The sequence below is a fragment of the ANME-2 cluster archaeon genome (assembly GCA_014237145.1).
GTDB lineage: Archaea > Halobacteriota > Methanosarcinia > Methanosarcinales > Methanocomedenaceae > Methanocomedens_A.
Genome location: JAAXOC010000010.1, coordinates 22777 through 45725, shown reverse-complemented (window position 1 = coordinate 45725; position 22949 = coordinate 22777). Strand labels below are relative to the sequence as shown.

Genomic DNA, 22949 nt, shown 5'->3' with positions numbered 1-22949 from the left:
ACACATTGATGGAATACCTTTCATATCTTGAAGATATAAACCTGGTACATCTTGTCCCCATATTCAGTTATTCATTAAAAAAACAGCAGGTAAATCCCAGGAAAGTTTATTGTATTGACAATGGCCTGCGAAATGCCGTATCATTCATGTTTTCAAAAGATGAGGGCAGACTGGCTGAAAACCTGGTATTCCTTGAACTAAAAAGAAGAAACAAAGAGCCATACTACTGGAAAAACAAAGGTGAAGTTGATTTTATCATCAAGGACAGGGACAGTTCATTGACTGCGATAAATGTTTCATATACTGATGAGATCGATGAAAGGGAAACTAAAGCACTGCTGGAATTTGCAGACGAATTCTTGCCAAAGGTTAAGGAATTGATCTTATTGACAAAAGACCTGGAAAAAACAGAAAACGGAATTAAATTCCTGCCTTTGTGGAAATGGCTTACATGCTGATGTGTTTTATTCATTTCAATTCCACTTCAGCCTTCCCTATCTTCTCAGCCAATTTCGCCAGCACTTTCGTCCTCAACCCGTCAACGAACTTAATACTCCCCACAACCAGGTGCCCGCCGCCATTGATACTGGCCTCGGGAATCTCCTCCTGCAGCTCCCTCACCATCTGCGGAATATTCATCAGCACACCCCGGCTGCGCAGCACAGTAAAATCCGGCCCGTACCCCAGTGTCACAATTGCCTTATCCGAAAACTTGTGGCACAGCCGGTCATGCACCTCACCGCTGGTCTCACCCGGCCGTGGAAATGCTGGAATTAGAACATGAATTCATCAAACTTCCCACTCAGATAGATAGCAGTTCCCTAGCAAAAAGGTAAATTTATAACACTTGAAAACAACTGTAAATTATAATGAAATTAAAGATCATCATAAAAGGTAAAAAAACCCATAATATCGGTTACAGAGTACTTTTAGCAACTAAGGCACTTACTTTCGGGGTAAATAACTTTAACACGTTTAATACAGTTATTGATGGTCTTCAGACGGTCATTACCATGATCGAAGCTGATGATGAAAAAATAGAGGAATTCAAGGCCTTTATACATACTACAAGCCCAAAAAGTGCTGAAGTAGAAAGCATCAATGTTGAAGAATATAAAAATAGTATTCCACCAATTGAACGATTCATGCAGGCTTTCCAGATGGAACAATTGGGTAAGAGTATACCAATTCTATCAGAAATGCGGGATAAACAGGACAGTATGCTAGATAAACAAGACAGTATGCTAGATAAACAAGACAGTATAGTAAAATTACAGAAAGAAACCATTATTACCATCAAAGCAGAAGAGGAAAAAACAAGGGATGTAATATCAAACCGCATAACACAAGATGTTGCAGAACTTAGACATGAGATTGACCATGTAAAATCTATCCTATCAAAAGTAGTAGATAAAGTAGGCATTTCTGAATAAAACAGAATTCAAATCTCCCCAGTATTCACCCCTTCACCCCATCTTAACCTCAGCCTTCCCTATCTTTTCAGCCAGCTTTGCCAGCACCTTCGTCCTCAACCCGCCAACGAACTTGATGCTCCCCACAACCAGGTGCCCGCCGCCGTTGATACTGGCCTCTGGAATCTCCTCTTGCAGCTCCCTTACCATCTGAGGAATATTCATCAGAACACCCCGGCTGCGAAGCACAGTGAAATCCGGGCCGTACCCAAGTGTCACAATTGCCTTATCCGGAAACTTGTGGCACAGCCGGTCATGCACCTCACCGCTGGTCTTGCCCGGCGGAGGGAACGTGAACTTATGCGCAAAATTCTCCACATCCAGCACATGCAGCAGCGCTCCGCTTGGCAGTTTCTGGGTCTTGACCGACGGCAGTGAAGCTTCAAGCTGCCTCTCTATGGCCTCGTTGGCCTGCTTCACCAAAAGCGGCACCAATTCCCTGTGCCTCTTCAGGTTACCCAGGTTCAGGACATCATAGTTAATACCCTTTCCCTCACTGAACCGCAGCCAGAACGCCTCATAATCCAGTGCCAGCGCCATATCCTTCAAATCATCCAGGCTGTACCGCGATGCTACCAGTTCAATATACTTTGTGGCCTCGGGTGCTTCCGAGCGATCACCCACAGCCGAAACCCCTGGCAAGTGTTTTATCTCCTCAGTCACATCAGGATTTATCATCCTGGCAATCTCGGTACCCAGCATGCCAGTAGTAATGCCAAAATCCCCGCCCGCATGGGCCGGGTTCACATGAGCCAGCAGGTACTGGTCTACCACATCGTCGGGATGATGATGGTCCACCACCACCATATCCATACCGTACACCTTGGCCTGCAACATAGCAGGCACATCCTCTTCAGTAGAGCCGTTATCCATTAACAGTACCAGCGGCATTTTCTGCCCGTGCCTCTCATTATCAGACGTGGCAAAGGAAATGTCCCTGGTAATATCCACCATTTCATAGAAAGGTGCCTTACTGGGTGAACGTCTGTAAAAATGATATCCAGCATCCGATCCGCCCACTTCCTGTATCAAAGGTATCACCGCTTTCTCGATAGCAATAGCTGAAGTGATGCCGTCGGCATCTGCATGATGGCGCAATACAATGGGTCGCGAATGAAAAATAGCCCTGCGTATCTCTTTTGCGACCAGGCGCATCTTTGGCCGCAGCGCTTCCAGTATCGGGCTCTCGACCAAGAACTTGGTTTCATGAGGCTCGGAACGCTCATCAAGAGCACTCTCTATCTCCCCCTCAATAGCAGCCGATTCTGCCCCCCACATCTGCCGTATTTCCCTTATCTCGATCTGCAGTTCGCTGTTCCTTACGCTAAGCTCACCCACTACTTTAACGATCATATCTGATTCTATCTCAGGATATGAACGCTGCCCCGCCTTCTCAAAGGCTGCACATGGCACGGTCCCGGTCTCATCTGCCACCGTAAATATTGTCGGGCCGCCTGTCTGCTTTATCTGGATGGCCTCACCTGATATATGCACCAGTTTGCTGATATGATCGCGAAGTCTGGATATCCGGGTGCGGGGGATATCCTTTTCAACCTGGAGCAACTGGTATTCCTTAAGGGTCACAGGCACAAGGTCTATGTTGCCGTTAGATGCAATGTTCTTCACCTGTACAAAGATCGTCTCCCCCACGTCAGGGGTCCTGGTCAGGTGCTTCTCGTGTGCCAGCCCGCGTGTACGCGGGTTCAGGTTCACAAAGGCACCGAAATTGGCCAGGCTGTCCACCACACCCTCATAGGTCATGCCTATCTCCAGATCAGAAGTATCACAGGCAGGACTCAGTTTCTGTACCAGCGGTTTTGTGGCGCAGGAAGCACACATACTACCTTGTGTATCGGCATCAAGGGACTGGCCGCATATTCGGCAGTTGGCCTTTTCACCCCTGCCGCCGCAAACCTCGCATTTCTGCTTCACTGTAATGGTGCCTGAGCCGCCGCACTTCTGGCATTTTCCCCCACCTTCCAGCAGGCTTCCCAGGTCATTTTCTGTCATTTTGGTAAGGTCAAGACTCTTAGGTTTGCCTGATCCCTTGCAGTCAGGACATTCCTGCTCTGAGGTATCAATATATCCTCTGCCCTTGCATGCTTCGCATTGTTTGGTCATCGTACTTGAAACATAATTAAATTATTGTAATCTTTAGTTATTAGAATTATTAAAATTTTCGTTCGATCATATAATCCGCCAAAGCCAGTAATATATCCTTAGCTTCAGTGTCTGGCAAAACGTCCAGTTTTGCCTTACCTTCAGCCACAAATTTTCTGGCAGTGGTCTTGGCATAGTCGACAGAACCCGAATCCTCAAGTGTCTTCAGTGCATGGTCAATCTCTGCCTTGATAGCGTTTCTCTTACCGAACACATCCAGTTCCACATTATTCTCCCTGGCATGAATGGCGATCAGGGTCTGTTTACCTTCCCTCAGGTCGCTACCCCTCATCTTACCCAGTACATCCTCAGGTGTGACCAGGTCAAGCACATCATCAAATATCTGGAAACCCACACCAGCCAGGCGTCCGAAATCCCAGAGTGCATCAGCTTCTTCCTGAGTGCTGCCACCCAGGATCGCACCCAGTTTTGCAGATGCTGCATAGAGTACGGCAGTCTTTTTCTCAACCATTTCCATGTACTCGGATTCGGGGACATGTTTCCTCTTTTCAAAACTAATATCCATCCACTGTCCTTCGCAAATCTCTATACAGGTCATGGACATCACTGTAAGACACTCAACCATGTGGACAGGGTCTGTTTTACACTGGCTCAGGATATGGAATGCCTTGGAATATAACGTATCGCCTGCAAGTATGGCACCTGATAAGCCCCACTTAACATGGACTGACGGCAGTCCCCTTCTTAATTCATCCTGGTCCATGATATCGTCATGTATCAAAGTGAAGTTGTGGACCAGTTCAACAGCAGTTGCAGCCGGAATTACACTGTCCGGATTCCCGCCTACAGCTTCAGTTGCAAGTATAAGGGTTGCAGGCCGCAGTCGTTTTCCGCCGGCATCAAAGAGGTAGCGCATTGCACGGTAAAGTTCGTCAGGACGTCCGATCGGCATTAAATTATGGATAGAACCATTTACCCGTTTTCCACGTTTATCAATCTCCTTGATCAAGTCCATGAAAGTACCTCATTTACCTCATTAATATATTTATTCAATAAGTATCTCTTCGCCATTACGCATAAGGTGGGTATTCTCACCAAAAATGTATCCTGCTTCCTCTGCCATTTCCAAATAATTACTATGCATCATAATGTTACCGTGTGCTGGTATCACGTGCTCGGGATTTATCATCCTTAACAGTTCCCAGTGGTCTTCCCTGTGTGCATGGCCTGAAACATGAACATTATCATATATCCGGGCACCTTTCATCTTCAGTTTGGTCTCAAGTGAATACCGGTTCGCCTGGGTCATTGGATTTGGTATGACATTGGCGGAGAAGATTACCTTATCTCCTTTTTCGATCTTATAATCTGTAGTGTCATTTGATATCCTTGTTAATATGGCACCCGGTTCGCCCTGGTGTCCGGTAATTATTGGCAGGTACTTTTCCTTCCCTTCCATATTAATTCGTTTCAAGGCCTTATCAATGGAATTACGGTGCCCGTATATCTCCAGGTTATCAGGGAATTTCAAATATCCCATTCTTTCGGCAGTACCAACATACCTCTCCATAGAACGGCCCATTAATACAGGTATGCGATCCATCTGCACTGCCGCTTCAATTATGGATTTGATCCTGGCAATATGAGATGAGAACGTGGTAACGATTATTCCGGATTCTGCCTCTTCAGTACCCAGCATCACATCAGAAACCATATCGGCAGCTATTTTTTCAGAAGGTGTTTTACCAGACATGCCCGAGTTAGTACTTTCAGTGAGCATAGCAATAACTCCTTCTTTCCCGATCTGGCGCAGCCGGTCAAAGTCAGGTTTTTCGCCTATAACAGGCGTTCTGTCAAGCTTAAAATCATTAGCATATAGTATGATCCCCTCAGGTGTATGTATGGCCGCAAAAGAAGCATCGATGATACTGTGCTGTACCCGTATCAATTCAATTGAAATATTCGGGCTCACTTTATGTATCTTCCCTGTAGTGAGAGCTTCTACTTTATTCTTTACCTGGTATTTCTTTTCATTCTTTAACTGTTGTTTAATAAGCTCTGATGTATATGGTGTTGAAATGATTGGGGCATCGTACCTGTGGGCCAGTTTTGGTAGGGCACCGATATGGTCAAGATGACCATGTGTACAGACGATTGCCTTTACATTCCCGTCAACCTGTTTCATAACCAGGTCATCAGGGATCACGCCCATTTTAATAAGGTCCCTGGAACTTTTCCTGTCTATCTCGACATCTTCATGTATCTGTACCATGTCAAGCCTAAGTCCCATATCCATTACAACGATCTCATTACCCACTCTTATTGCTGTCATGTTGCGTCCCATTTCATTATAGCCGCCTACAGCTATGATTCCTATATCTGTCATTAAAAATTCTCCATTTAAATATTCATATTTTATACAACTGTTTTTCTCATCTATCTACACGCAAACCGGGTAGTATCAAACCCGCGTTCATTCAAATACTCTTTAGTTTTTCCTGTAATTACTACCTGGGATTGCATAAGCTCCTCAATGGTAGCGCTGCCAGTCAGGAACATGGCAGTCTTCAATTCTTGCAGGAATAAACCAAGCCTGGCCTTCACATCTTCCGGTCCATTTAACGCCGGTACTACCAGCGGCAGTGCTGTAGCACACACACTGGCACCTATTGCCAGGGATTTCGCCATATCTACTCCTGTACGTATTCCTCCGGTTGCGATAACCGGCACTGGAATGTTACTCTCTATCACACTAATGGCTGTGGGTATACCCCAGTCCCAGAACAGGTTACCCAGTTCTTCGCTTTTAGTATCGGACTGCTGCCTGGACCTGTAGACCTCCACACCAGCCCATGTTGTACCGCCCAGGCCCCCTACATCTATGGCAGACACACCGGCATCGCACAACTGTTGCGCAACCTCGCAGCTGATACCTGCTCCCGTCTCCTTGGCTATCACAGGTATCGTAAGGTCGTCACATACCTGTTTAATAAGGCCAAACCCTCCTCTTGCATCTGTATTACCTTCGGGCTGGATTGCCTCCTGCAGGAAGTTCAGGTGTATGGCCATGGCATCTGCATCTATCATTTCGGCAGCCTGCCTGACCCCCTCGACCCCATATTCTTTAAGCTGGGGCAAGCCTATATTTCCGTAAACAAAAGCATCGGGTGCAGTGTCCCTCACTATTCTGAACGAATCCTCCTGTACCGGGTCTTCGATGGCAGCCCTCTGGCTGCCTACACCAATGCCGATTCCCATTTCCTGTGCAGCAAGTGCCAGTGCCTCGTTCACCTTCGCAGTATCGGGATGGCCTCCGGTCATGGAAGCGATCAATAAGGGGAATGCTAACCTTTGACCCAAAAACTCAACAGAAGTATCTATCTCCTGCTTGTTGATCCCTGGCAGTGCATTGTGTACAAGTGTAATTTCCTCGAACCCTGTGCGCCTGAAATTGTGCTCATCCCTGTTTGCTTCCACATTCCGGTTGGCACATAATTCAAGATGTTCGATCTTTCTGTTTGATGTACTCATGTTTCCCTTACCATTATTGTTAAGAACTCACTTATCCTTTTGTATAAGTGTACCAAGTGTCACACCATCCAGGAATGCACGAACATTCCCTGGTATCGATGCATTGAATATACGACTGCTGATACCTGACCTGTCAGCCAGGTCCACCAGTTCGGTTACTTTTCCCAGCATGCCGCCGGTAACATCGGTATGTGAAGACCCGCCAATGTGGATCTTTACCTCATCAAATGATGCAGGTGTTATCACTGGCACTGTACGTCCTTTGTCATCCAGTACACCATCTGTCACACTGGCGATACCGATACTTTCGGCACCCAGCTTTTGAGCAATATACGGGACCACCTGGTCGCCACTTAAAACGGTTGCACCTCTTGTTGCATCCATTACCACATCACCATGAAGTACAGGGACCATACCCCTTTTAAGCATAACAAGGATGTGAGTAGTAAGCATTTCACTGATACGTCCGCAATCAAGCAGGAAACTACTAAAAGGATGTACAGGAACTGCTGGTATTCCAGCCCGGTTCAAGGCATCAACAACCATGTTGTTCAATTTCCTGACACTACGATGTGTCTCGATGACACCTTCCATATCGAATTTTTCAGTGAGGCGGTATTCCCTGGCAAGAGGGTGCCCGAAAGAACCTGCACCATGAATTAATATCAGGTTGCTTTTTTTTGCAGCCTCAACAGCCATGCCCGCAATCTCACCTGCAATACGATCGATCTCACCAGGCAGGGCCTTTGGGGTCTGGCTTGATTTTTCAGTAATAATACTGCCCCCTATCTTCAGTACGGTCAGGTCCTTCATTCAACCTTCACCCCTTCGCGAGTAGGACTTGTAATAATAGCCTCCCCGCCTGCAGAACTTATCGCATCTGCCACTTCATCCGGGTGATCAGTGATAGCGACCATACAGCCCCCTCCTCCTGCACCTGTGGTTTTCGCACCCCATGCACCGGCCTTCCGGGCTGCCCAGACAAGGTTGGAAAGTTCCAGTGAACCTACACCAAGTGCATCGAGCAGACCGTGGTTGATATTCATAAGACTTCCCAGTGCAATATGATCCCTGTCTTCAATTAATACTTCACCGTAACCCGAGAGGCTGCCAATTGTCCTGATGATCGGGTCAATTGTTACAGGGTAATCCTCCTTGAGTGACCTGACATTCGCCACCAGTTCCCTGGTAGATGAAAAACTGCCAGTATAACCAATTACAATGGGACACTCAGGTAGTGATAATTTGTTCCTGCCAGGTAAGCTCACCACACCGCCCATTGTGGACACAAAGGTATCGGTAGGACTTGCCGCACCCTGTACCTTGCCTTCAATTGCATGCCCGATAGCAGCAATCTCATCAAGGGTATGGCCAGTATCGAATTGAACAGACATTGCACGCAGTGTAGCAATGATCACCGCAGCCGACGAACCAAGACCAGAACCCACAGCTAAGTCGGATGTTATATCGACTTTTACGCCATCCGTAATGTATTGTTCCATTTCCCTGATACACTGAGTAACATAGGGGTGTATTACAGTATCAAGGCCGGTCGTACCCAGGCTTGAACTTATAACGTGCCTGCCGGATGGCTGTACACTCACCCGTGTTCGCAGGTTCACTGCACATGCAATGGCCTTCTCACCATATACCACTGCATGTTCGCCAAAAAAATAGATCTTCCCGGGCGCGCTACAGGTAGTTATTGTCATACTAAAATATCATCACTCAATAATGATGCCCGCATATCCCACTACAGCAGATGTGTCGCCAGTTACGTCACCACTGGTAGTATAGTCGAGCAGGGTACCCTTTGAGGCACCCAGTGCTTTAGATGCCGTAAGCATTGCCGAGATGGGACCGTACCCGCAGACTGATGCATTTTTTTCTGCCAGGCGCCTGTAGAACCCATCAACATCCAGTTCCAGGACTGGTTCGATAAGATATTTGTCAGTCTCCTTTGCCACACTATCTTCCACGTAATGGCTAAAGTCACTGGAAGCAATGATAACGATCCTGTTATCACTATCCTTTATAGCCTGTGCCAACTGGTCCCCTACTTCTATGGCAGTCTCCCGGTCCTGCAATCCCATGCATATGGGGACAATACTAAACCCTTGGGAAAAACGATACTGCAGAAAGGGGAGCTGGACCTCAATGGAATGTTCATACTGGTGTGCGCTCTCATCCAGGTCGATTATTCCGCCAAGAAGTTGTTTCACCAGTTCTTTGTTGGCAGGCACATCCCCTAAGGGAGTATTCCATGTTTCCCGGGATACAGCTACTACAGAGCCCAGCCCCGTATGGTTCGGACCCAGCAGCACGTATGTGTCAGCTTCAGGTAAAGCATTATAGACATTAGCGGCAGTTGTACCGGAATAAGGATAGCCTGCATGGGGTACCACAGCTCCGGTAACGTCCCTTACACCTCCGGTTATATTAGTAAAACACCTTTTTAGTTCCCTTTTCAGGTATTTTGGAATACCTGGGTAGAACTGTCCTGATACAGCTGTTCTCCTCAAATCCTGCACCACCTCACATAGTATGTTATTGAAATTACTTATAGCTCTGTTTCAAAATCCTCTAACTTGTAATTAAAGGGGATGCTTTTTAATGCAGTGGTCTGCTTTGCTATCAGGTAATATACCAGTGAAAGGGCCTTTCGCCCTTTATTGTTAGTAGGAATTATCAAGTCAACGTTAGAGGTTGAGTTGTTAGTATCACACAGTGCAACAACCGGAATGCCGATACTCACTGCCTCCTTGATCGCCTGGCTATCTCCATGTGGGTCTGTTACCACCACAATATCCGGTTCCGTATATAAATCCAGGCTCGGATTTGTAAGTGTCCCTGGTATGAACCGGCCTACTATGGCCTTAGCACCGATGGTCTTTGCCAGCATCTTGACAGGATGATGCCCGTACTGTCTTGCAGACACGATCAATATCTTAGTGGGATCATATTTTGCAAGCATTGCTGCTACCAATCGTATTCTTTCATCTGTGGACTGTATGTCCAGCACATAAAGCCCATCTGTCCTTACCCTGTAGACAAACTTCATCATATCCTTTGTCTTCTGCTGGGTACCGATATGGATACCGGCTGCAAGGAATTCGTCCAGAGGGACTATGGAATCGTAACCGGCGTCTTTTACTACTTCAATATCACTTTCCATTTTTACACCTTTGAAATTATATTATACTCATCATCATTATCATTCAATTACTACTTTGTTGCATTATTATCATTTAATATCCTAATTTGATTTCGCTTCGTTCAACCGTTTGACCGTTACCGGGATTGTTCCCATTTTAAGTTCCCGTAATGCAATCTCTATAGGCTCGCCTGAATCATCTTCCAGAAGCACAGGTGCCCCCATTGATATCTGCAAAGCACGTGCGCCTATGATGCGTGCACGTTCATAACGGGTTAATTTATCTTCGTTCAATTGTTTCACCTCAAAAATAAATAGGAGTGACTGCATACTTTGAATGACAGCATAAAACTGATACGTTTAACTGATACGCTCAACTAATACGCTCAACTAATACGTTTAACTAATACCTTACACTAATACCTTACACTAATACATTTGCTCCCGGAGTCCCTCCGGGAATGGTTACATATTCTGTACATTGCATGTTGATTTTCCTTTTGAGGGTTTTGGATAATTATGGAAACCTGAATGGGGTTGCTGAGATTCGAACTCAGGTTGCGGCGTCCCGAACGCCGTAGGATGGTCCAGGCTACCCTACAACCCCTACTGGTATGGGGCGAAGGTTTCCACCAGTTTTATGTGGGAGAGCAGCATCCTGCGGCAGCAATATCTATCGATACCAAGGTCGTCCAGGACTTTTCCCGGATTCTCGAATTCTGACACGCGTCTCTCATACTCTTCCCATGAACTGGCAATGACCTTCCCACATGTGAAACATCTTACCGGAATCATTTTAATGGCTCATCTATATGATTTCTGGGACTTGGCTCTTGCACCTGGTCCACCGAACTTCTTTGTTTCCTTCTGTCTTGAATCATTGACCAGAAGGCTCCTGTCATAAGCAAGCATTGCGTCCTTCACTGCCAGGTCCCCGGTCCATTCAACGATACCCTTTCCAATGGCAGTCCTGACTGCATTTGCCTGACCCATGATACCCCCGCCACGTACATTTACATCAATGTCGATCTTTGAGGTTACATTATCACTCATAAAGGCTACAGCTTCCAGTATCTTGAGTCTTGCTATTTCTGGTTCGTATATTTCTATGGGTTTTTTGTTAACCCTTATGCGGCCTACGCCTTCTGTGATCTTGGCCCTGGCAATGGCAGTCTTATTTTTTCCTGATGTATTGATGATCTTGACCATTCATCTTCCTCCTGATTAGGATTTAGCACCCAGTCGTTTGCTAAGTTCCTCAAGCCTGATATACTTGACAGAGCTCAATTTATTCATATTAGCTTCAGCAATGGATACTTTCTCTTCACTGCTCATTGCATCTGGCACCCCGATAAAGGTTTTCAGTCTTGACATGGCATCCTTGCCTCTTGCTCTTTTATATGGCAGCATACCTCGTATTGTTCTTTTTATTATGTGGTCAGAGCGTCTCGGGAAGTATGGCCCGAATTCTCTATTGCCCCTGTCAACGGCCTGTTTGTATTCACCAAATGTGGCAATCTTTGAACCGGAAATTACAGCTTTCTCGGCATTTACGATGAATATCTCTTCACCTTCAAGAAGCCTTTTGGCTACAACACTGGAAAGCCTGCCCAGTATCATTCCATTTGCGTCTATAATTGTCATTTCACCGCACCTCACTGCATTATCTTCACACCGGAACCATTGGGGTTCTCTTTAACCAGGTCCTCGATGTTAAGGCAGGACCCCCCTTTATTCGTGATCTTTTCCTTTGCACTTTCGCTAAAGTCCAGTGCAGCTACTATTACCTTATGTTCGATGTTACCGGAACTCAATACTTTTCCCGGCACGATAACAGTTTCATCTTCACTGGAATATCTGTTGATCTTGCTAAGGTTCACTTCAGAATAATTCCTTGTGGGGCGTTCAAGACGCCTTGCAATGTCCCGCCATATATTCACTTTATTTTCGCGGGATAAGGCCTTGAGGTCGCTGATAAGGCCTACTATGCGTGGATTTGTTTTTCTGATTATTTTGCTCAATTGTTGTTCCTCCGTATGACCCTGAAAAGGGCCTGACTCACGCAGATTCGCTGCGTTCGGGTCTGTACGGCCCATACGCCATAGGATATTCAAATCCCTACGGTCAGGTTATTTGGAAATTAAAACCAAATTAACTCTGATGCATCTGTGAGTTATATTAATTACTTAATACTACGACGGCTTCATATTACTTGTCAATATAAATAATTTGTTATGTATGGGGTTTTTTCAGTTGAAACCCAAGTTTAATAAATATTGCAATTTTTTTACAAATAAACTTTTTTATATAATCCCATTCAATTCTATAGATGGATTGATCATCAATTCCATCAAAACCCCGACAAACCCTTTATAGTACCCACACACCATGCGCACAAAGCACCCCATACACACCACCCTGAGCACAGAGGCCATGAGCGTCCTCAAACGCTATGAGCAAGAGCTGGGCGCCAAGAACATCGTGCTGGAGCGTGCACTGCTGGGCATGGACAAACTCCGCTTTAATGAAAAAGTCGATACCCAGACTATTAGCAAGGTCATTAAAAGAGTAAAAACAGGGATATACGGTTTTGATGACCTCGTAGAGGGTGTGGCATACCAGAGGGCTTTATTGTTGTAGCAACAGGCACACCAGGCACAGGCAAGACCACATTTTCCATGCAGTTCCTGCTTGAAGGGATAAAGAAAAATGAAAAATGCATTTTTTTCTCGTTCGAAGAAAAGGTCGAGCAGCTTATTAAACAGTCCGTTCGTTATGGGTAGGACATTGGAAAATACCTGGAGAAGGGGTATCTGGAGATATTTGGATTCACCATGCTCTCAACTGAAGAGATTATTGAGATAATTGACACCTTCAAACCAAAACGAATTGTCTTTGATTCGCTGAATATTTTTTCTGATATTACAGACATAAGAAAATCTTCAGAGTTGCGGAATATTATCAAAGTGATCAAAGAGAAAAAGATCACATGCCTTGCAATCACAGAAAAAAAACACGGTCTTGAGGTAAAGGAATTTGATGATTTTGATTTTATGGCTGATGGTATTCTTTTCTTTGATAAAAAATTAACAAATGAACTGGATGTGCAAAAAACCTATTTTGTTGAAATCCAGAAAATGCGATTAACGAAGATCAATGAGACCTCTCAGCATTTTATTTTTACAGACAAGGGAATTGAAATTAAAAGTCCGGGCGGTCTTGCAAAGGCGTTAAAAAAACATTCATCGGTCTATAGCCCCTAAACGATTTTGCATTAAATTTCACTCTGGAATTTTTACTCAGAGCATGAAATTAATCTCGAAAAAATACGATATATACCCCAACCTAATTCCTCCATACCGCACCCGCTTTCCTTCACAACTCACCTCCTCCCCACAGACATAATATACATCGCCCGCTCATCATCCTCCATGTGCAACAGCCTATCTGCCGCATCATCATCAAAGGCCCCTATAACCACAGTCCCCATACCCAGCCAGACCGCCTGCAGGTAAACATTTTACGCCGCATGTCTCACATCTCCATATGTACATACCATACGTTCCTTCCATAGTATCCTTTCCAGTGTCACCAGCATGCGCATGCACTTCCAACGGCCAACTGCGCTCGCACATGTTGATGAGAGGACAGCGGGAAGCCTGGCCAATCCTTGGGCATTTTAGGCGCCTGGATTGCTGTTCGAATCCGCGTTGTCCAACTTGAAGTTTTTGTTTGGCTGTGGTTTGCTTATAAAGAAAATGCTCACTTTTTTCGCATTTTCTAAGCCTACGGGAAAGTATATACTTTACTACACGTTGAAAAAAATTAGGGATTTGGCGGGCTGGAAGGGATTTGAACCCCTGGCCGATGGATTAAGAGTCCATCGCTCTGCCTGTCTAAGCTACCAGCCCGTACTGAAGCTTTCTCATAATTATATTATCATGATATATACGTTTCGTAGACGGTGCATGAAACATTGCTATACGCTATAAAAAATGTAGAAAACGAACTTTTCACAGAAACTTATTAATAACTAATTTATACATCAATATGGAATATATAGCAAACAAAAAATCGGAAAATTAGTGATATGAACAAAGACCTTCTTATGTGGGATGAAACACTTTTCAAGGATCCGGACTTATTTGAGCTTGACCACATACCGGAATACTTCGTCCACCGTGAGTCCCAGATGCAGGCACTCATGTACTGTGTCCGGCCTGCTATGCGCGGCGCAAGACCCGTCAATGCTTTCTGTATAGGTCCTCCTGGCACTGGCAAGACCACGGCAATACACAAACTATTCGAGGAGATCGAGAAATCCACACCAAAGGTAATTCCCGTTCATATCAACTGCCAGACCAATTCCACCCGGTTTACTGTCTACTCACGGATATATAAAAAACTGTTCAATATAGCCCCCCCGTCCTCAGGTGTCTCATTCCAGAAGATCAATGAAAAAATAACCAGTCATCTGGCAGATGAAAAAAAGATACTGGTTGCCGTCCTGGATGATATCAACTACCTTATGCATGAAGGTGAACATGACAAAGTGCTCTATTCGCTGCTGCGCGCCCATGAAACAAATCCCGGTGCCCGCATAGGTGTGATCAACATATTAAGCGATACCGGCATAGGATTTCATTTTGATCCGAAAGTGGAATCAGTCCTCCTGGCAGAAGAGATAAAGTTCCCCAGATATACAGGCGATGAGATACGGGACATCCTTAAAAACAGGAACAAACTGGGGTTCTACAATGACGTGGTCGGCACCGATGTGCTGGAAAAAGTTGTGGAATATACAGAATTGCTTGGCGATCTGAGGGTAGGTATTGACCTGTTCAAACGCTCAGGTCTCAATGCCGAAAGGCGGGCATCCCGTACCATCGAACTTGAAGATGTGGACAAAGCCTACGAGACCTCAAGGCTGGTGCACCTCACATACCTGTTAAAGTCATTAAAAAATGAAGAGAAAACCCTGCTGGAACTTATATGCAAGCACGCCGAGATCAAAACCGGTGAACTGTATAACGAGTTCCACGATAATACAGGCCTTGGTTATACCAGGTATTACGAGACCCTGGAAAAACTGTCAGCCTTAAAATTAATAAATGCCAGTTTCACAGGGAAAGGTACCAGGGGCAGAAGTCGCATCATCACCCTGCGGTACAGTGCAGACGAAATAACAAAAAGACTGTCATAAACATGACCTGTTTGGACATGTCCGGTATTTCCACTGGAAACTATACTAAATAATAAATCAGTGTGAAAAAAATGTGCAATTATTTTTTAAACTCAGTATAATTGCACTTACCGCAGGTCAGTCTATCCTTATGATCGGCAAGAAAGAACCCGTCACCGCAGCGGGGACAGGACTGTCTTAACCTCTTTATCGAATTATCTGAAACCTCGTAATAATTATGTACGGCCATTGTGATCACCTTATCTAATTTTACTCAACGGGTTCTTCTTCTGTCGGTTCTTCGCTTGCTGCTTCTTCTGCTATCGGTTCTTCAGCAACAGCTTCTTCTCCGGTTGATTCTTCCGGTGATTCGGCGGGTTCTTCTTCGCCTACTTCTTCTGCTGATACTATCGGTTCTTCAGCATCAGCTTCTTCCCCGGTTGATTCTTCCGGTGGTTCGGCGGGTTCTTCCTCAGCCTGCTTCTCGGTCTCTTCAATAGGTTTTAGCTCGTTTCGTTTCAGGATATATTTATTCTCTATTTCATTTGCCCTGTCCACATCTGAATATATTTTTGCATATCCAGTGGTACTTTGGGTGCCATATTCTGTCCTGATCTTATTAACGATCACCAGTTCATGCCGGGAGTTGAGTTGCGCAACCAATTTATTCTTGATCTCATCCCTGGAAGGGGTTGCACCAGTATGGGATATGTTGAACGTAATCTCTTTACGGTCTAATAATGTGTTTTCCCAGTCTTTTGTAATATTAATCTCCAAATTGAATCCTCCGTTTCGATATCATAAATATCTTGCTTTCCTTAATTATATCATGAAATATGTATTTTTCTGTCCTTTAACATCTTCAATGGTTTATATCTTTAATCACACTTCATCTTATCAAGCATATCATTTATCCGGTCCTTAACCTCTGGTGTGACAGTGACCATAATGCCCCCTTCATCAGGCAACCCGTAGATCACCACAGATGACACGGGTGCAAGCACTATAGCCGGTAGTGCTGCCAGGTCTTCTTCGCCATGAACCATGATCTGCACCGGGACATCCGCATCCATTGCATCAGATAAAGCCGATACCAGTTCGGGTTCTACGAAGCTTGGCGGGTTTGTAACATTTACATCACGAAAATTCGAGTGCCTGATACCTTCAATTATGTCAACACCAGCAGGCTTCCTGTGTGTTTTTTCATCGATAACAGATATATCTGGCACTGTCCCACACTGGAGTAGGTTGAAAGTGGAAATATCTCCTATGGCAATAAGTTTGGCAGGGCTGCCCATATCAACGAGCATCTGCCTGGTAGTATCTCCTTCATCCCCGCGATACAGGACCCCGAACTGCTTACGCATCTCGACACGCATGGAATCAGGAAGGCAGAATCTCTTGCCAAGGATGGTTTCGGGCATATGGTCACTACCGTACCTTCAGCACATATTTTCCGCGAATGTTGATATTAAGCTTTTTAGCAATGCAGGAGCGGGATGGATCAATGATCACTACAAATCCACTCCAGTCAGTGCTTAATGAATTAGAACCACAAACGCTACAGGTCGAACCGGTTACAATCCTGTGGCACTCACGGCAGGCTTGTTCGGTCAAGTCTACTTAGCCTCCGCAGACTCTTCTTTCTCTTTGACCGTCATGTTCTCTTTGATCCACTCGATTCTACCAAGTGCAGGCTGCCGCATGGTCAGGCCGATCTTACTGTCCCGCGGCTCACGTTCGTTTATGCTTAATGCAACGACCCTGGCACGCACATGGTCTCCTTCAGACAGTGACCTGTTGCTTTCCTTTGTTACAAGACGGGCATTCTTGGAATCAAATGAAATATATTCATCAGTTATCTGGCTCACATGGACAAGCCCGTCCATAGGTCCTATACCTATAAAAGAGCCGAACTCAACAATCTCAACAACACTGCCTTCTATGATCTCCTGCAGTTCAAGCTTAAAAACTATAGCGTCAAAAGTAGCATCATAATAAACTGCACCATCACCGGCAAGAATATGACCGTCACCTACTTCAACCACATCTATAATGGCAACAATGGCACCTAATGTCTTATCGATCTCCCCTTCCAACTTATCGATCAAAGCAATCCGGACTGCATTTTTAACATCATCCCCCAGCAGTTCAGGAGCAATGCGCACTGTATCTGCCAGTCTCACCTTATTGTACATTCAATAATCCTCTGATTTCTATAGTTAATGTGTTTAGTTAATTATGTTTATGGATCTAAAATATGTATCACAACGAACATCTTACATTATTTCAAGATGATCCTTTCCGCGTAAGTACACTATTGTGATGTCCTTACTACATAATCTTTTCTTAAGTTCCGCATCATTGGTAAAAACCGCTGCCTTCTCTTCCATGGCTAATTTCACTATTGCGTCATCTGCATTCCCTTCTGTAATTATCTCACTGCAATCCCGGGCCAGTCCGAGACCAACGTTCGCAGACATTTTATCTTTACCCCTGGCAAACTTCTTTATACCATTCAGTTCCCTGGTCACTGATGAAGGAACAATAAAATCCTTGAAACCAAGACGCCCAAGTTCCTTGAAGATATCCAGACCGAACTGGACCGGGACCATGAATGCATTAGTATCTATTATAACTTTCATATTATATCATCAGGTTCATTCGTTTATGATACCGGAACCGATGAGTCTCCACCTGGCACCGACCCTTCTGCTGATCGCCACATTGTCTTCAAAATCTGCGCAGACCGGTCTTTTCAGTTTGACCTCAACAATATCCTTACGTACACTGGTCACTACGCCAACTGTGGTGGCAGTGCCTATATTGAGCATAAGCGGTTCATTGGAATGAATCGGTTCTATTACCAGTTCATCGGCTGAACCTACAACACGTTCTAACAACCTTACTTTCATGAGGAATTTATCCCGTGTAGGGGGCAGAGTATCAGGCTTGCCTGCCACTTGACCTACAAGACTATCACTTTTTGTGATCGATGGATCAAGTTTGGTTCCTACGCCTACCAAACCGCCTGGCGTGGCCTCTTCTACTTTTTCACTACCTGCCATAATGTTGATAATAGTGGTCAGGATGGATTCCCACCTGACTGTCCCTCCCGATTCTACCTTCCGGCCAGGTCTTATTTCAATATTATCACCGGATTTAAGGGTTCCCAAACTCAGGGTCCCGCCTATAACGCCGCCCGTTATCTTGCCGGGTTTGGAGCCTGGTTTATTAACGTCAAAGGAACGGGCAATAAGCATCCTGGCAGGTTTATCCAGTATCTGTTCCGGGGCGGGGATATGTTCTTCTATAGCCTGTATCAGTATGTCCATATTAACACTCTGCTGGGCAGAAACGGGAATGACAGGCGCACCTTCTGCCACTGTACCTTTTACAAAATCCAATATCTGATGATAGTTCTCTATCACATCGTCCTTGCTTACAAGGTCGATCTTATTCTGGACTATTACAATGTTATTGATCCCGATTATGTCCAGTGCCATCAGGTGTTCCTTGGTCTGGGGTTGCGGGCATTGTTCATTGGCCGCAATTACCAGGACAGCACCGTTCATTATGGCAGCACCTGAGAGCATTGTGGCCATAAGGGTCTCGTGACCGGGTGAGTCTACAAATGATATGGTCCTGATTGGTTCTGTATTTTTACCGCAGTGTTCACATTTTTCAGCAACTGTATAACTATCGGGATGCAGGCATTTCGGGCATTTCATGAATGTGGCATCTGCATAGCCTAAACGGATTGAGATGCCGCGCTTTATTTCCTCACTGTGCTTGTCTGTCCATACGCCGGACAGGGCACTTACAAGGGTGGTCTTGCCGTGGTCAACATGGCCCACGATGCCGATGTTAACGGAAGGTTGTTTCAATTATATGTTTCCTCCAATGATAAATAATTGGGAATGATGATGCCTTATAGTGGTACTCTTCATATTTAATAACTTACATTGTGCTCAATATTCACCATTCGTATGTGTGTAATATGTCATCTGACCTGATTGCAGCTTTTTGTCGACCCAGGCTTTTACGTACTTCTTTACCATGAACCTGCCGGATGGTATCAGTAATATGAACCCTGTAATATCGGTCAGTATACCTGGTGTGAGTAGCAGGATCGACCCAATAAGCACGAGCATGCCGTCGAACAGGACATCCCCGGGCATGTGCCCATAGGATAATTCAGTCCGGATGCGCTGCCATACACCCAGTCCCTGGTGTTTTGCCAGGGCGGCCCCGGCTATGCCTGTTATGACTACAATGCCCAGGGTAGGTAAGGCTCCGATGCTTTTCCCGAGTTCGATGAGTATGTAGAGTTCTACAAAGGGTACTATTACGAACAGGGCCAGTAAGGTTAAGAACATGGTGTGGTGTTTCCTTATATGTGGGTTTATAGTGGATTGGTGTGTATTTGTGGTTCAAGGATAATAAATCCGGCGGCACTTATATGCCTTAATGATTGCCAGATGGGCGGGTAGAATGCAGGGGATATTACTTAATCAAGAAGGATAACTGCCTTTGAATGGGTTGTGATATATGGCTGATAGTATGTATGCCCGCAGGGCGGATGTTCTGGTCCACCAGATCAATCTTTGCATTAATCACGTCACTGCTTATCATATTCCAAGCCTGGCCTTCCTTGCTGTATCATATACTTCGTAATATGGTTTGAAATCATAATATTGTGTAAGGGACGATGTTTCAAATTCTATGCGTTTTTTCTCGTCCCTTGAATAGATAGGTTTTCCATGTTTTATTACCTGACTTTTAAACCTGATGGTAGAGCCGTTAAGGATCCTGAGGTCTACCACTTTTTTTTCAGATAGTGCCTTTTCAATCTTTATTGCAAGTCTGGAGGGATATAGGGGGTCCTCTTCTAAGAGGGATGGGTCCTTTAAATGGACGGCAATGTCTATATCGCTTTTTTTGTGCATTGTGTTCTTTGCATGTGACCCGAAAAGGTAGGCAAAGAGGATGTCAGGTTCTTTTTCCAGTATTTTTGAGATGTTTTCCACATGTGTATATTGTAAAACAGTCTTTATAAAATCTTTGAACATTTCATGTATTTGATTTTAGACTATTCATTTACTTCATATATTATTCATCATTTATTCCGTACTACTGTGAAATGTTGTAACCAAGGCCCCTGGATGGCCTGCCAATTATAGAGCTAAATAAGATCACAGCTATACTGGCAATGAAGATATTCTCCTTCAACCTGGTTGCATGTTTGAAAAAAGATATGAGAAATCAGTAATATTTTTTCTCATTTCTCTCTCCTGTGGGTACACTTTTTAAATATGTAAAAGCAATCCGAATCTGTATATTTAATATCTTTTTAATCCATTCATTATGCATCGACTCATACACAAACGCTGCCCATATACTTTATTATTATTTTAGTATTTTTAAGAAAAACTGACATCATATAGTTCAAAAGTGCCGTTAGTGATGGTCCAGACATCATATACTCCAGGAACATCTCCAAACTCATCAAATACCTTATGTCCTGATGGTCCATTATAATCAATCTGCCTCATGGCCGACTTGATGGCAGTGGCGTTGGTTGTACTGCCCGCCTGTTCCATTGCCATCGCAATAGTTTTAATCATATCATAACCCTCTGCGGCATAGATACCTGGATCTTTATGATATTTAGCATTATAATCTGCCTTAAAGTTACTATATTTTGGATCAGTGGCAGGATAAGTGATCAATATGCCTTCGGCAGCATCTCCCACCAGTTCAATGAATTTATCGGATTTGTGCGTTTCCGAACATAACCATTGTGTTTCAAGTCCAAGTTCCGTTGACTGTTTAAAGATTATGGACGCTTCCTTCACATAACTCACTAACATCACTGCAGGAGGATGTTCTGCTTTCAGGTTAGTAAGTTCTGATCTGAAATCTGTCCTGCTTTCGTCGTGTGGTACCTGAATTAATACCGTGCCTCCCAGGGCTTCGAATTCATCGACAAAAACATCCTTTAATCCAACACCATATTCATTATTGATATACATGACACCCATTTCAGTATAGCCCAAATCTCTGGCAAGTTGTGCCATGACCTTTCCCTGAAAGCTATCAGATACAAGGACCCTGAAGAAATAGCCGTCCTGCCACTGAGAAAGTTTGGGTGACGTGGATATGGAGATTAATACAACCTCCTTTTCCTGGGCCAACGGTGCTATTGCCAGGGTATTAGTACTTACAACAGCGCCCAGTATGACAGGGGCTTTATCCATGTCCGCAAGTTTATGTAAGGCACTTACCGTATCAGCAGCTTCACCCCTGTTATCATCGCATGTGAATATAATCTGCTTCTCGTTTATACCACCTGCAGCATTTATCTCTTCAACCGCCAGTTCTGCGCCATCTTTAACATTTTGACCGTACACTCCCAAATCGCCGGTTAACGGAAGTATACCCCCAATATTTACGGTTTTTTCTTTTTCAGGCTCTTCCACACATCCGGATAATACAATAAACAGTACCATTATGGAAATGATTATCGAAATTGAAAAAACATTCTTTATTGTCATAACAATCCCCCTTTACTTTAAATTCCTTTGTGATGTTTACTATTTAAAATTATCTGATAATGCCAGTATCTTGATATAAATTCTTTAACTTTCTAATGTTTTATGTACTATTGTAGTAATATAGAAGCCATCTGACAATTACTAGCAAGAACCAATTTCTCACTCCTTTTCCGAGATAAAGGGTGAATTAACCTTCTTTTTCTTACGATTTTAAATTATTGAAATGATGTCAACCACCAAGGTAAAGCTTCTTGATTTGTGAATTTGCCAGCAATTCCCCACTTTCTCCCTGGAACTTGTTTTTTCCCATATCCAGAACATACCCCCGGTGGGATATTTTTAATGCTTTATAGGCATTTTGTTCAACAATCAGAATTGGTATACCACCCTGGTTAATTTCGGCGATTTTATCAAATAAAGCTTTTTTATATTTAGGTGAAAGACCCATTGATGGTTCATCCAGTAATAACAATGCTGGTTCAAGCATGAGTGCTATTCCTATTGCCAGTATCTTGCGCTCGCCACCACTTAAGTAACATGCTCGAATATCTCTTCTGTCATATAGGGATGGGAACCGAGAAAAAACCAGTTCTTTACCCTTTTCCACCATATTAGGTCTGGTATATGCTCCCATTGCAAGGTTTTCTTCAACAGTGAGAGAAGGAAATACATTTTTATCCTGAGGAACAAAGGAAATTCCCTTCCTGATTAAACGGTGAGGATCAATTCCTTTTATCTGTTCACCTGCAAAAAAAATAGTACCACCTTTAGGCTTGAGCAGACCAAAAATTGTCTTAAGTACCGTACTCTTACCTGCACCGTTGGGTCCTATTATGCATACAATTTCGCCATTATCCACTTCCATATCCACACCATGGAGGATTTCCAGATTTCCATAACCTGAAATCACTTCCCTCAATTCCAGCAGCATA

28 protein-coding genes, 2 tRNA genes and 2 pseudogenes are annotated in these 22949 nt (G+C 44.3%); 4 read left to right on the top strand and 28 right to left on the bottom strand.

Annotated features, from left to right (window positions below; all coding sequences use genetic code 11):
- On the top strand, positions 1–458 hold a 458-nt coding region (locus HF974_02070), incomplete at its 5' end, for an ATP-binding protein (protein MBC2697127.1).
- 10 nt (positions 459–468) lie between these two features.
- On the opposite strand, the pseudogene HF974_02065 reads toward HF974_02070, so the two are convergent.
- Positions 469–765, bottom strand: a pseudogene (locus HF974_02065) (phosphoesterase).
- Between the two features lie 104 nt (positions 766–869).
- Between HF974_02065 and HF974_02060 the strand changes: the two are divergent.
- Positions 870–1433 (top strand): hypothetical protein, encoded by a 564-nt coding sequence (locus tag HF974_02060; protein MBC2697126.1) that lies wholly within the window; start codon positions 870–872, stop codon positions 1431–1433.
- 33 nt (positions 1434–1466) lie between these two features.
- Here HF974_02060 and HF974_02055 read toward each other — a convergent pair whose 3' ends face one another.
- The 14 genes from HF974_02055 to HF974_01990 form a co-directional block, all read right to left on the bottom strand.
- Complete coding sequence (locus tag HF974_02055; GenBank protein MBC2697125.1) at positions 1467–3593, bottom strand: DHH family phosphoesterase; 2127 nt, start codon at positions 3591–3593, stop codon at positions 1467–1469.
- Between the two features lie 49 nt (positions 3594–3642).
- Positions 3643–4608, bottom strand: a complete 966-nt coding sequence (locus HF974_02050; protein MBC2697124.1) for a polyprenyl synthetase family protein — start codon at positions 4606–4608, stop codon at positions 3643–3645.
- Positions 4609–4638: 30 nt separating this feature from the next.
- Complete coding sequence (locus HF974_02045; GenBank protein ID MBC2697123.1) at positions 4639–5979, bottom strand: RNase J family beta-CASP ribonuclease; 1341 nt, start codon at positions 5977–5979, stop codon at positions 4639–4641.
- A 50-nt stretch (positions 5980–6029) separates the two neighbouring features.
- The gene (locus HF974_02040; GenBank protein ID MBC2697122.1) at positions 6030–7124 is read right to left on the bottom strand and encodes a type 2 isopentenyl-diphosphate Delta-isomerase; all 1095 of its coding nucleotides are present in this window, start codon (positions 7122–7124) and stop codon (positions 6030–6032) included.
- Positions 7125–7151: 27 nt separating this feature from the next.
- Complete coding sequence (locus HF974_02035) at positions 7152–7937, bottom strand: isopentenyl phosphate kinase family protein (GenBank protein ID MBC2697121.1); 786 nt, start codon at positions 7935–7937, stop codon at positions 7152–7154.
- Positions 7934–8830: a mevalonate kinase gene (locus HF974_02030; GenBank protein ID MBC2697120.1), complete on the bottom strand. Its 897-nt coding sequence runs from the start codon at positions 8828–8830 to the stop codon at positions 7934–7936. Before HF974_02030 ends, HF974_02035 begins: the two co-directional genes overlap by 4 nt.
- An 18-nt stretch (positions 8831–8848) precedes the next feature.
- Positions 8849–9646, bottom strand: a complete 798-nt coding sequence (locus tag HF974_02025; GenBank protein ID MBC2697119.1) for an MEMO1 family protein — start codon at positions 9644–9646, stop codon at positions 8849–8851.
- A 38-nt stretch (positions 9647–9684) separates the two neighbouring features.
- Complete coding sequence (locus HF974_02020; protein MBC2697118.1) at positions 9685–10299, bottom strand: 30S ribosomal protein S2; 615 nt, start codon at positions 10297–10299, stop codon at positions 9685–9687.
- A gap of 81 nt (positions 10300–10380) precedes the next feature.
- Positions 10381–10608, bottom strand: a complete 228-nt coding sequence (locus HF974_02015) for a DNA-directed RNA polymerase subunit K (protein MBC2697117.1) — start codon at positions 10606–10608, stop codon at positions 10381–10383.
- Between the two features lie 202 nt (positions 10609–10810).
- Positions 10811–10885: transfer RNA gene (locus tag HF974_02010), tRNA-Pro, on the bottom strand.
- Entirely contained in the window at positions 10885–11073 is a 189-nt protein-coding gene (locus HF974_02005) for a DNA-directed RNA polymerase subunit N (protein ID MBC2697116.1), read from the bottom strand. Before HF974_02005 ends, HF974_02010 begins: the two co-directional genes overlap by 1 nt.
- A gap of 9 nt (positions 11074–11082) precedes the next feature.
- The gene (locus tag HF974_02000; GenBank protein ID MBC2697115.1) at positions 11083–11487 is read right to left on the bottom strand and encodes a 30S ribosomal protein S9; all 405 of its coding nucleotides are present in this window, start codon (positions 11485–11487) and stop codon (positions 11083–11085) included.
- Positions 11488–11502: 15 nt separating this feature from the next.
- Positions 11503–11922 carry a 50S ribosomal protein L13 gene (locus tag HF974_01995; protein MBC2697114.1) on the bottom strand — a complete coding sequence of 140 codons (420 nt, stop codon included), beginning with the start codon at positions 11920–11922 and terminating at the stop codon, positions 11503–11505.
- Between the two features lie 11 nt (positions 11923–11933).
- On the bottom strand, positions 11934–12299 hold the full coding sequence (locus HF974_01990; GenBank protein MBC2697113.1) for a 50S ribosomal protein L18e: 366 nt from the start codon (positions 12297–12299) through the stop codon (positions 11934–11936).
- 367 nt (positions 12300–12666) lie between these two features.
- Here HF974_01990 and HF974_01985 point away from each other — a divergent pair.
- Positions 12667–13541: pseudogene (locus HF974_01985) on the top strand (circadian clock protein KaiC).
- Positions 13542–13660: 119 nt separating this feature from the next.
- On the opposite strand, the gene HF974_01980 reads toward HF974_01985, so the two are convergent.
- Positions 13661–13768, bottom strand: a complete 108-nt coding sequence (locus tag HF974_01980; GenBank protein MBC2697112.1) for a hypothetical protein — start codon at positions 13766–13768, stop codon at positions 13661–13663.
- A 344-nt stretch (positions 13769–14112) separates the two neighbouring features.
- Positions 14113–14189: transfer RNA gene (locus HF974_01975), tRNA-Lys, on the bottom strand.
- A 179-nt stretch (positions 14190–14368) separates the two neighbouring features.
- On the opposite strand from HF974_01975, the gene HF974_01970 reads away from it, so the two are divergent.
- On the top strand, positions 14369–15481 hold the full coding sequence (locus HF974_01970) for an ORC1-type DNA replication protein (GenBank protein ID MBC2697111.1): 1113 nt from the start codon (positions 14369–14371) through the stop codon (positions 15479–15481).
- Between the two features lie 79 nt (positions 15482–15560).
- Here the strand turns inward: HF974_01970 and HF974_01965 are convergent, their stop codons facing one another.
- The 11 genes from HF974_01965 to HF974_01915 all read right to left on the bottom strand — a co-directional run bounded on the left by HF974_01965 (position 15561) and on the right by HF974_01915 (position 22948).
- Complete coding sequence (locus tag HF974_01965; protein ID MBC2697110.1) at positions 15561–15710, bottom strand: 30S ribosomal protein S27ae; 150 nt, start codon at positions 15708–15710, stop codon at positions 15561–15563.
- Between the two features lie 20 nt (positions 15711–15730).
- On the bottom strand, positions 15731–16237 hold the full coding sequence (locus tag HF974_01960) for a hypothetical protein (GenBank protein MBC2697109.1): 507 nt from the start codon (positions 16235–16237) through the stop codon (positions 15731–15733).
- A 101-nt stretch (positions 16238–16338) separates the two neighbouring features.
- The gene (locus HF974_01955) at positions 16339–16884 is read right to left on the bottom strand and encodes a DUF359 domain-containing protein (GenBank protein MBC2697108.1); all 546 of its coding nucleotides are present in this window, start codon (positions 16882–16884) and stop codon (positions 16339–16341) included.
- Between the two features lie 7 nt (positions 16885–16891).
- Positions 16892–17077, bottom strand: a complete 186-nt coding sequence (locus HF974_01950; GenBank protein MBC2697107.1) for a DNA-directed RNA polymerase, subunit E'' — start codon at positions 17075–17077, stop codon at positions 16892–16894.
- Between the two features lie 2 nt (positions 17078–17079).
- On the bottom strand, positions 17080–17658 hold the full coding sequence (locus tag HF974_01945; protein ID MBC2697106.1) for a DNA-directed RNA polymerase: 579 nt from the start codon (positions 17656–17658) through the stop codon (positions 17080–17082).
- Between the two features lie 81 nt (positions 17659–17739).
- Positions 17740–18105 (bottom strand): DNA-binding protein, encoded by a 366-nt coding sequence (locus HF974_01940; protein ID MBC2697105.1) that lies wholly within the window; start codon positions 18103–18105, stop codon positions 17740–17742.
- 15 nt (positions 18106–18120) lie between these two features.
- Positions 18121–19347, bottom strand: a complete 1227-nt coding sequence (locus HF974_01935) for a translation initiation factor IF-2 subunit gamma (protein ID MBC2697104.1) — start codon at positions 19345–19347, stop codon at positions 18121–18123.
- An 84-nt stretch (positions 19348–19431) separates the two neighbouring features.
- Positions 19432–19839, bottom strand: a complete 408-nt coding sequence (gene fxsA / locus HF974_01930; GenBank protein ID MBC2697103.1) for a membrane protein FxsA — start codon at positions 19837–19839, stop codon at positions 19432–19434.
- Positions 19840–20091: 252 nt separating this feature from the next.
- A complete protein-coding gene (locus tag HF974_01925; GenBank protein ID MBC2697102.1) occupies positions 20092–20490 on the bottom strand; it encodes a nucleotidyltransferase domain-containing protein in 399 nt (132 codons plus the stop codon).
- A gap of 393 nt (positions 20491–20883) precedes the next feature.
- Positions 20884–22017, bottom strand: a complete 1134-nt coding sequence (locus HF974_01920; protein ID MBC2697101.1) for an ABC transporter substrate-binding protein — start codon at positions 22015–22017, stop codon at positions 20884–20886.
- Between the two features lie 229 nt (positions 22018–22246).
- Positions 22247–22948 carry an ABC transporter ATP-binding protein gene (locus tag HF974_01915; protein ID MBC2697100.1) on the bottom strand — a complete coding sequence of 234 codons (702 nt, stop codon included), beginning with the start codon at positions 22946–22948 and terminating at the stop codon, positions 22247–22249.
- Position 22949 lies beyond the last annotated feature (1 nt).

Excerpts from the sequence above, each read along its gene's own strand:
- HF974_02060 (MBC2697126.1), top strand. The coding sequence starts at position 870 with ATGAAATTAAAGATCATCATAAAAGGTAAAAAAACCCATAATATCGGT.
- HF974_02055 (MBC2697125.1), bottom strand. The coding sequence starts at position 3,593 with ATGACCAAACAATGCGAAGCATGCAAGGGCAGAGGATATATTGATACC.
- HF974_02050 (MBC2697124.1), bottom strand. The coding sequence starts at position 4,608 with ATGGACTTGATCAAGGAGATTGATAAACGTGGAAAACGGGTAAATGGT.
- HF974_02045 (MBC2697123.1), bottom strand. The coding sequence starts at position 5,979 with ATGACAGATATAGGAATCATAGCTGTAGGCGGCTATAATGAAATGGGA.
- HF974_02040 (MBC2697122.1), bottom strand. The coding sequence starts at position 7,124 with ATGAGTACATCAAACAGAAAGATCGAACATCTTGAATTATGTGCCAAC.
- HF974_02035 (MBC2697121.1), bottom strand. The coding sequence starts at position 7,937 with ATGAAGGACCTGACCGTACTGAAGATAGGGGGCAGTATTATTACTGAA.
- HF974_02020 (MBC2697118.1), bottom strand. The coding sequence starts at position 10,299 with ATGGAAAGTGATATTGAAGTAGTAAAAGACGCCGGTTACGATTCCATA.
- HF974_02015 (MBC2697117.1), bottom strand. The coding sequence starts at position 10,608 with ATGCAGTCACTCCTATTTATTTTTGAGGTGAAACAATTGAACGAAGAT.
- HF974_02005 (MBC2697116.1), bottom strand. The coding sequence starts at position 11,073 with ATGATTCCGGTAAGATGTTTCACATGTGGGAAGGTCATTGCCAGTTCA.
- HF974_02000 (MBC2697115.1), bottom strand. The coding sequence starts at position 11,487 with ATGGTCAAGATCATCAATACATCAGGAAAAAATAAGACTGCCATTGCC.
- HF974_01995 (MBC2697114.1), bottom strand. The coding sequence starts at position 11,922 with ATGACAATTATAGACGCAAATGGAATGATACTGGGCAGGCTTTCCAGT.
- HF974_01980 (MBC2697112.1), bottom strand. The coding sequence starts at position 13,768 with ATGGGGACTGTGGTTATAGGGGCCTTTGATGATGATGCGGCAGATAGG.
- HF974_01970 (MBC2697111.1), top strand. The coding sequence starts at position 14,369 with ATGAACAAAGACCTTCTTATGTGGGATGAAACACTTTTCAAGGATCCG.
- HF974_01965 (MBC2697110.1), bottom strand. The coding sequence starts at position 15,710 with ATGGCCGTACATAATTATTACGAGGTTTCAGATAATTCGATAAAGAGG.
- HF974_01955 (MBC2697108.1), bottom strand. The coding sequence starts at position 16,884 with ATGCCCGAAACCATCCTTGGCAAGAGATTCTGCCTTCCTGATTCCATG.
- HF974_01945 (MBC2697106.1), bottom strand. The coding sequence starts at position 17,658 with ATGTACAATAAGGTGAGACTGGCAGATACAGTGCGCATTGCTCCTGAA.
- HF974_01940 (MBC2697105.1), bottom strand. The coding sequence starts at position 18,105 with ATGAAAGTTATAATAGATACTAATGCATTCATGGTCCCGGTCCAGTTC.
- fxsA (MBC2697103.1), bottom strand. The coding sequence starts at position 19,839 with ATGTTCTTAACCTTACTGGCCCTGTTCGTAATAGTACCCTTTGTAGAA.
- HF974_01920 (MBC2697101.1), bottom strand. The coding sequence starts at position 22,017 with ATGACAATAAAGAATGTTTTTTCAATTTCGATAATCATTTCCATAATG.
- HF974_01915 (MBC2697100.1), bottom strand. The coding sequence starts at position 22,948 with ATGCTGCTGGAATTGAGGGAAGTGATTTCAGGTTATGGAAATCTGGAA.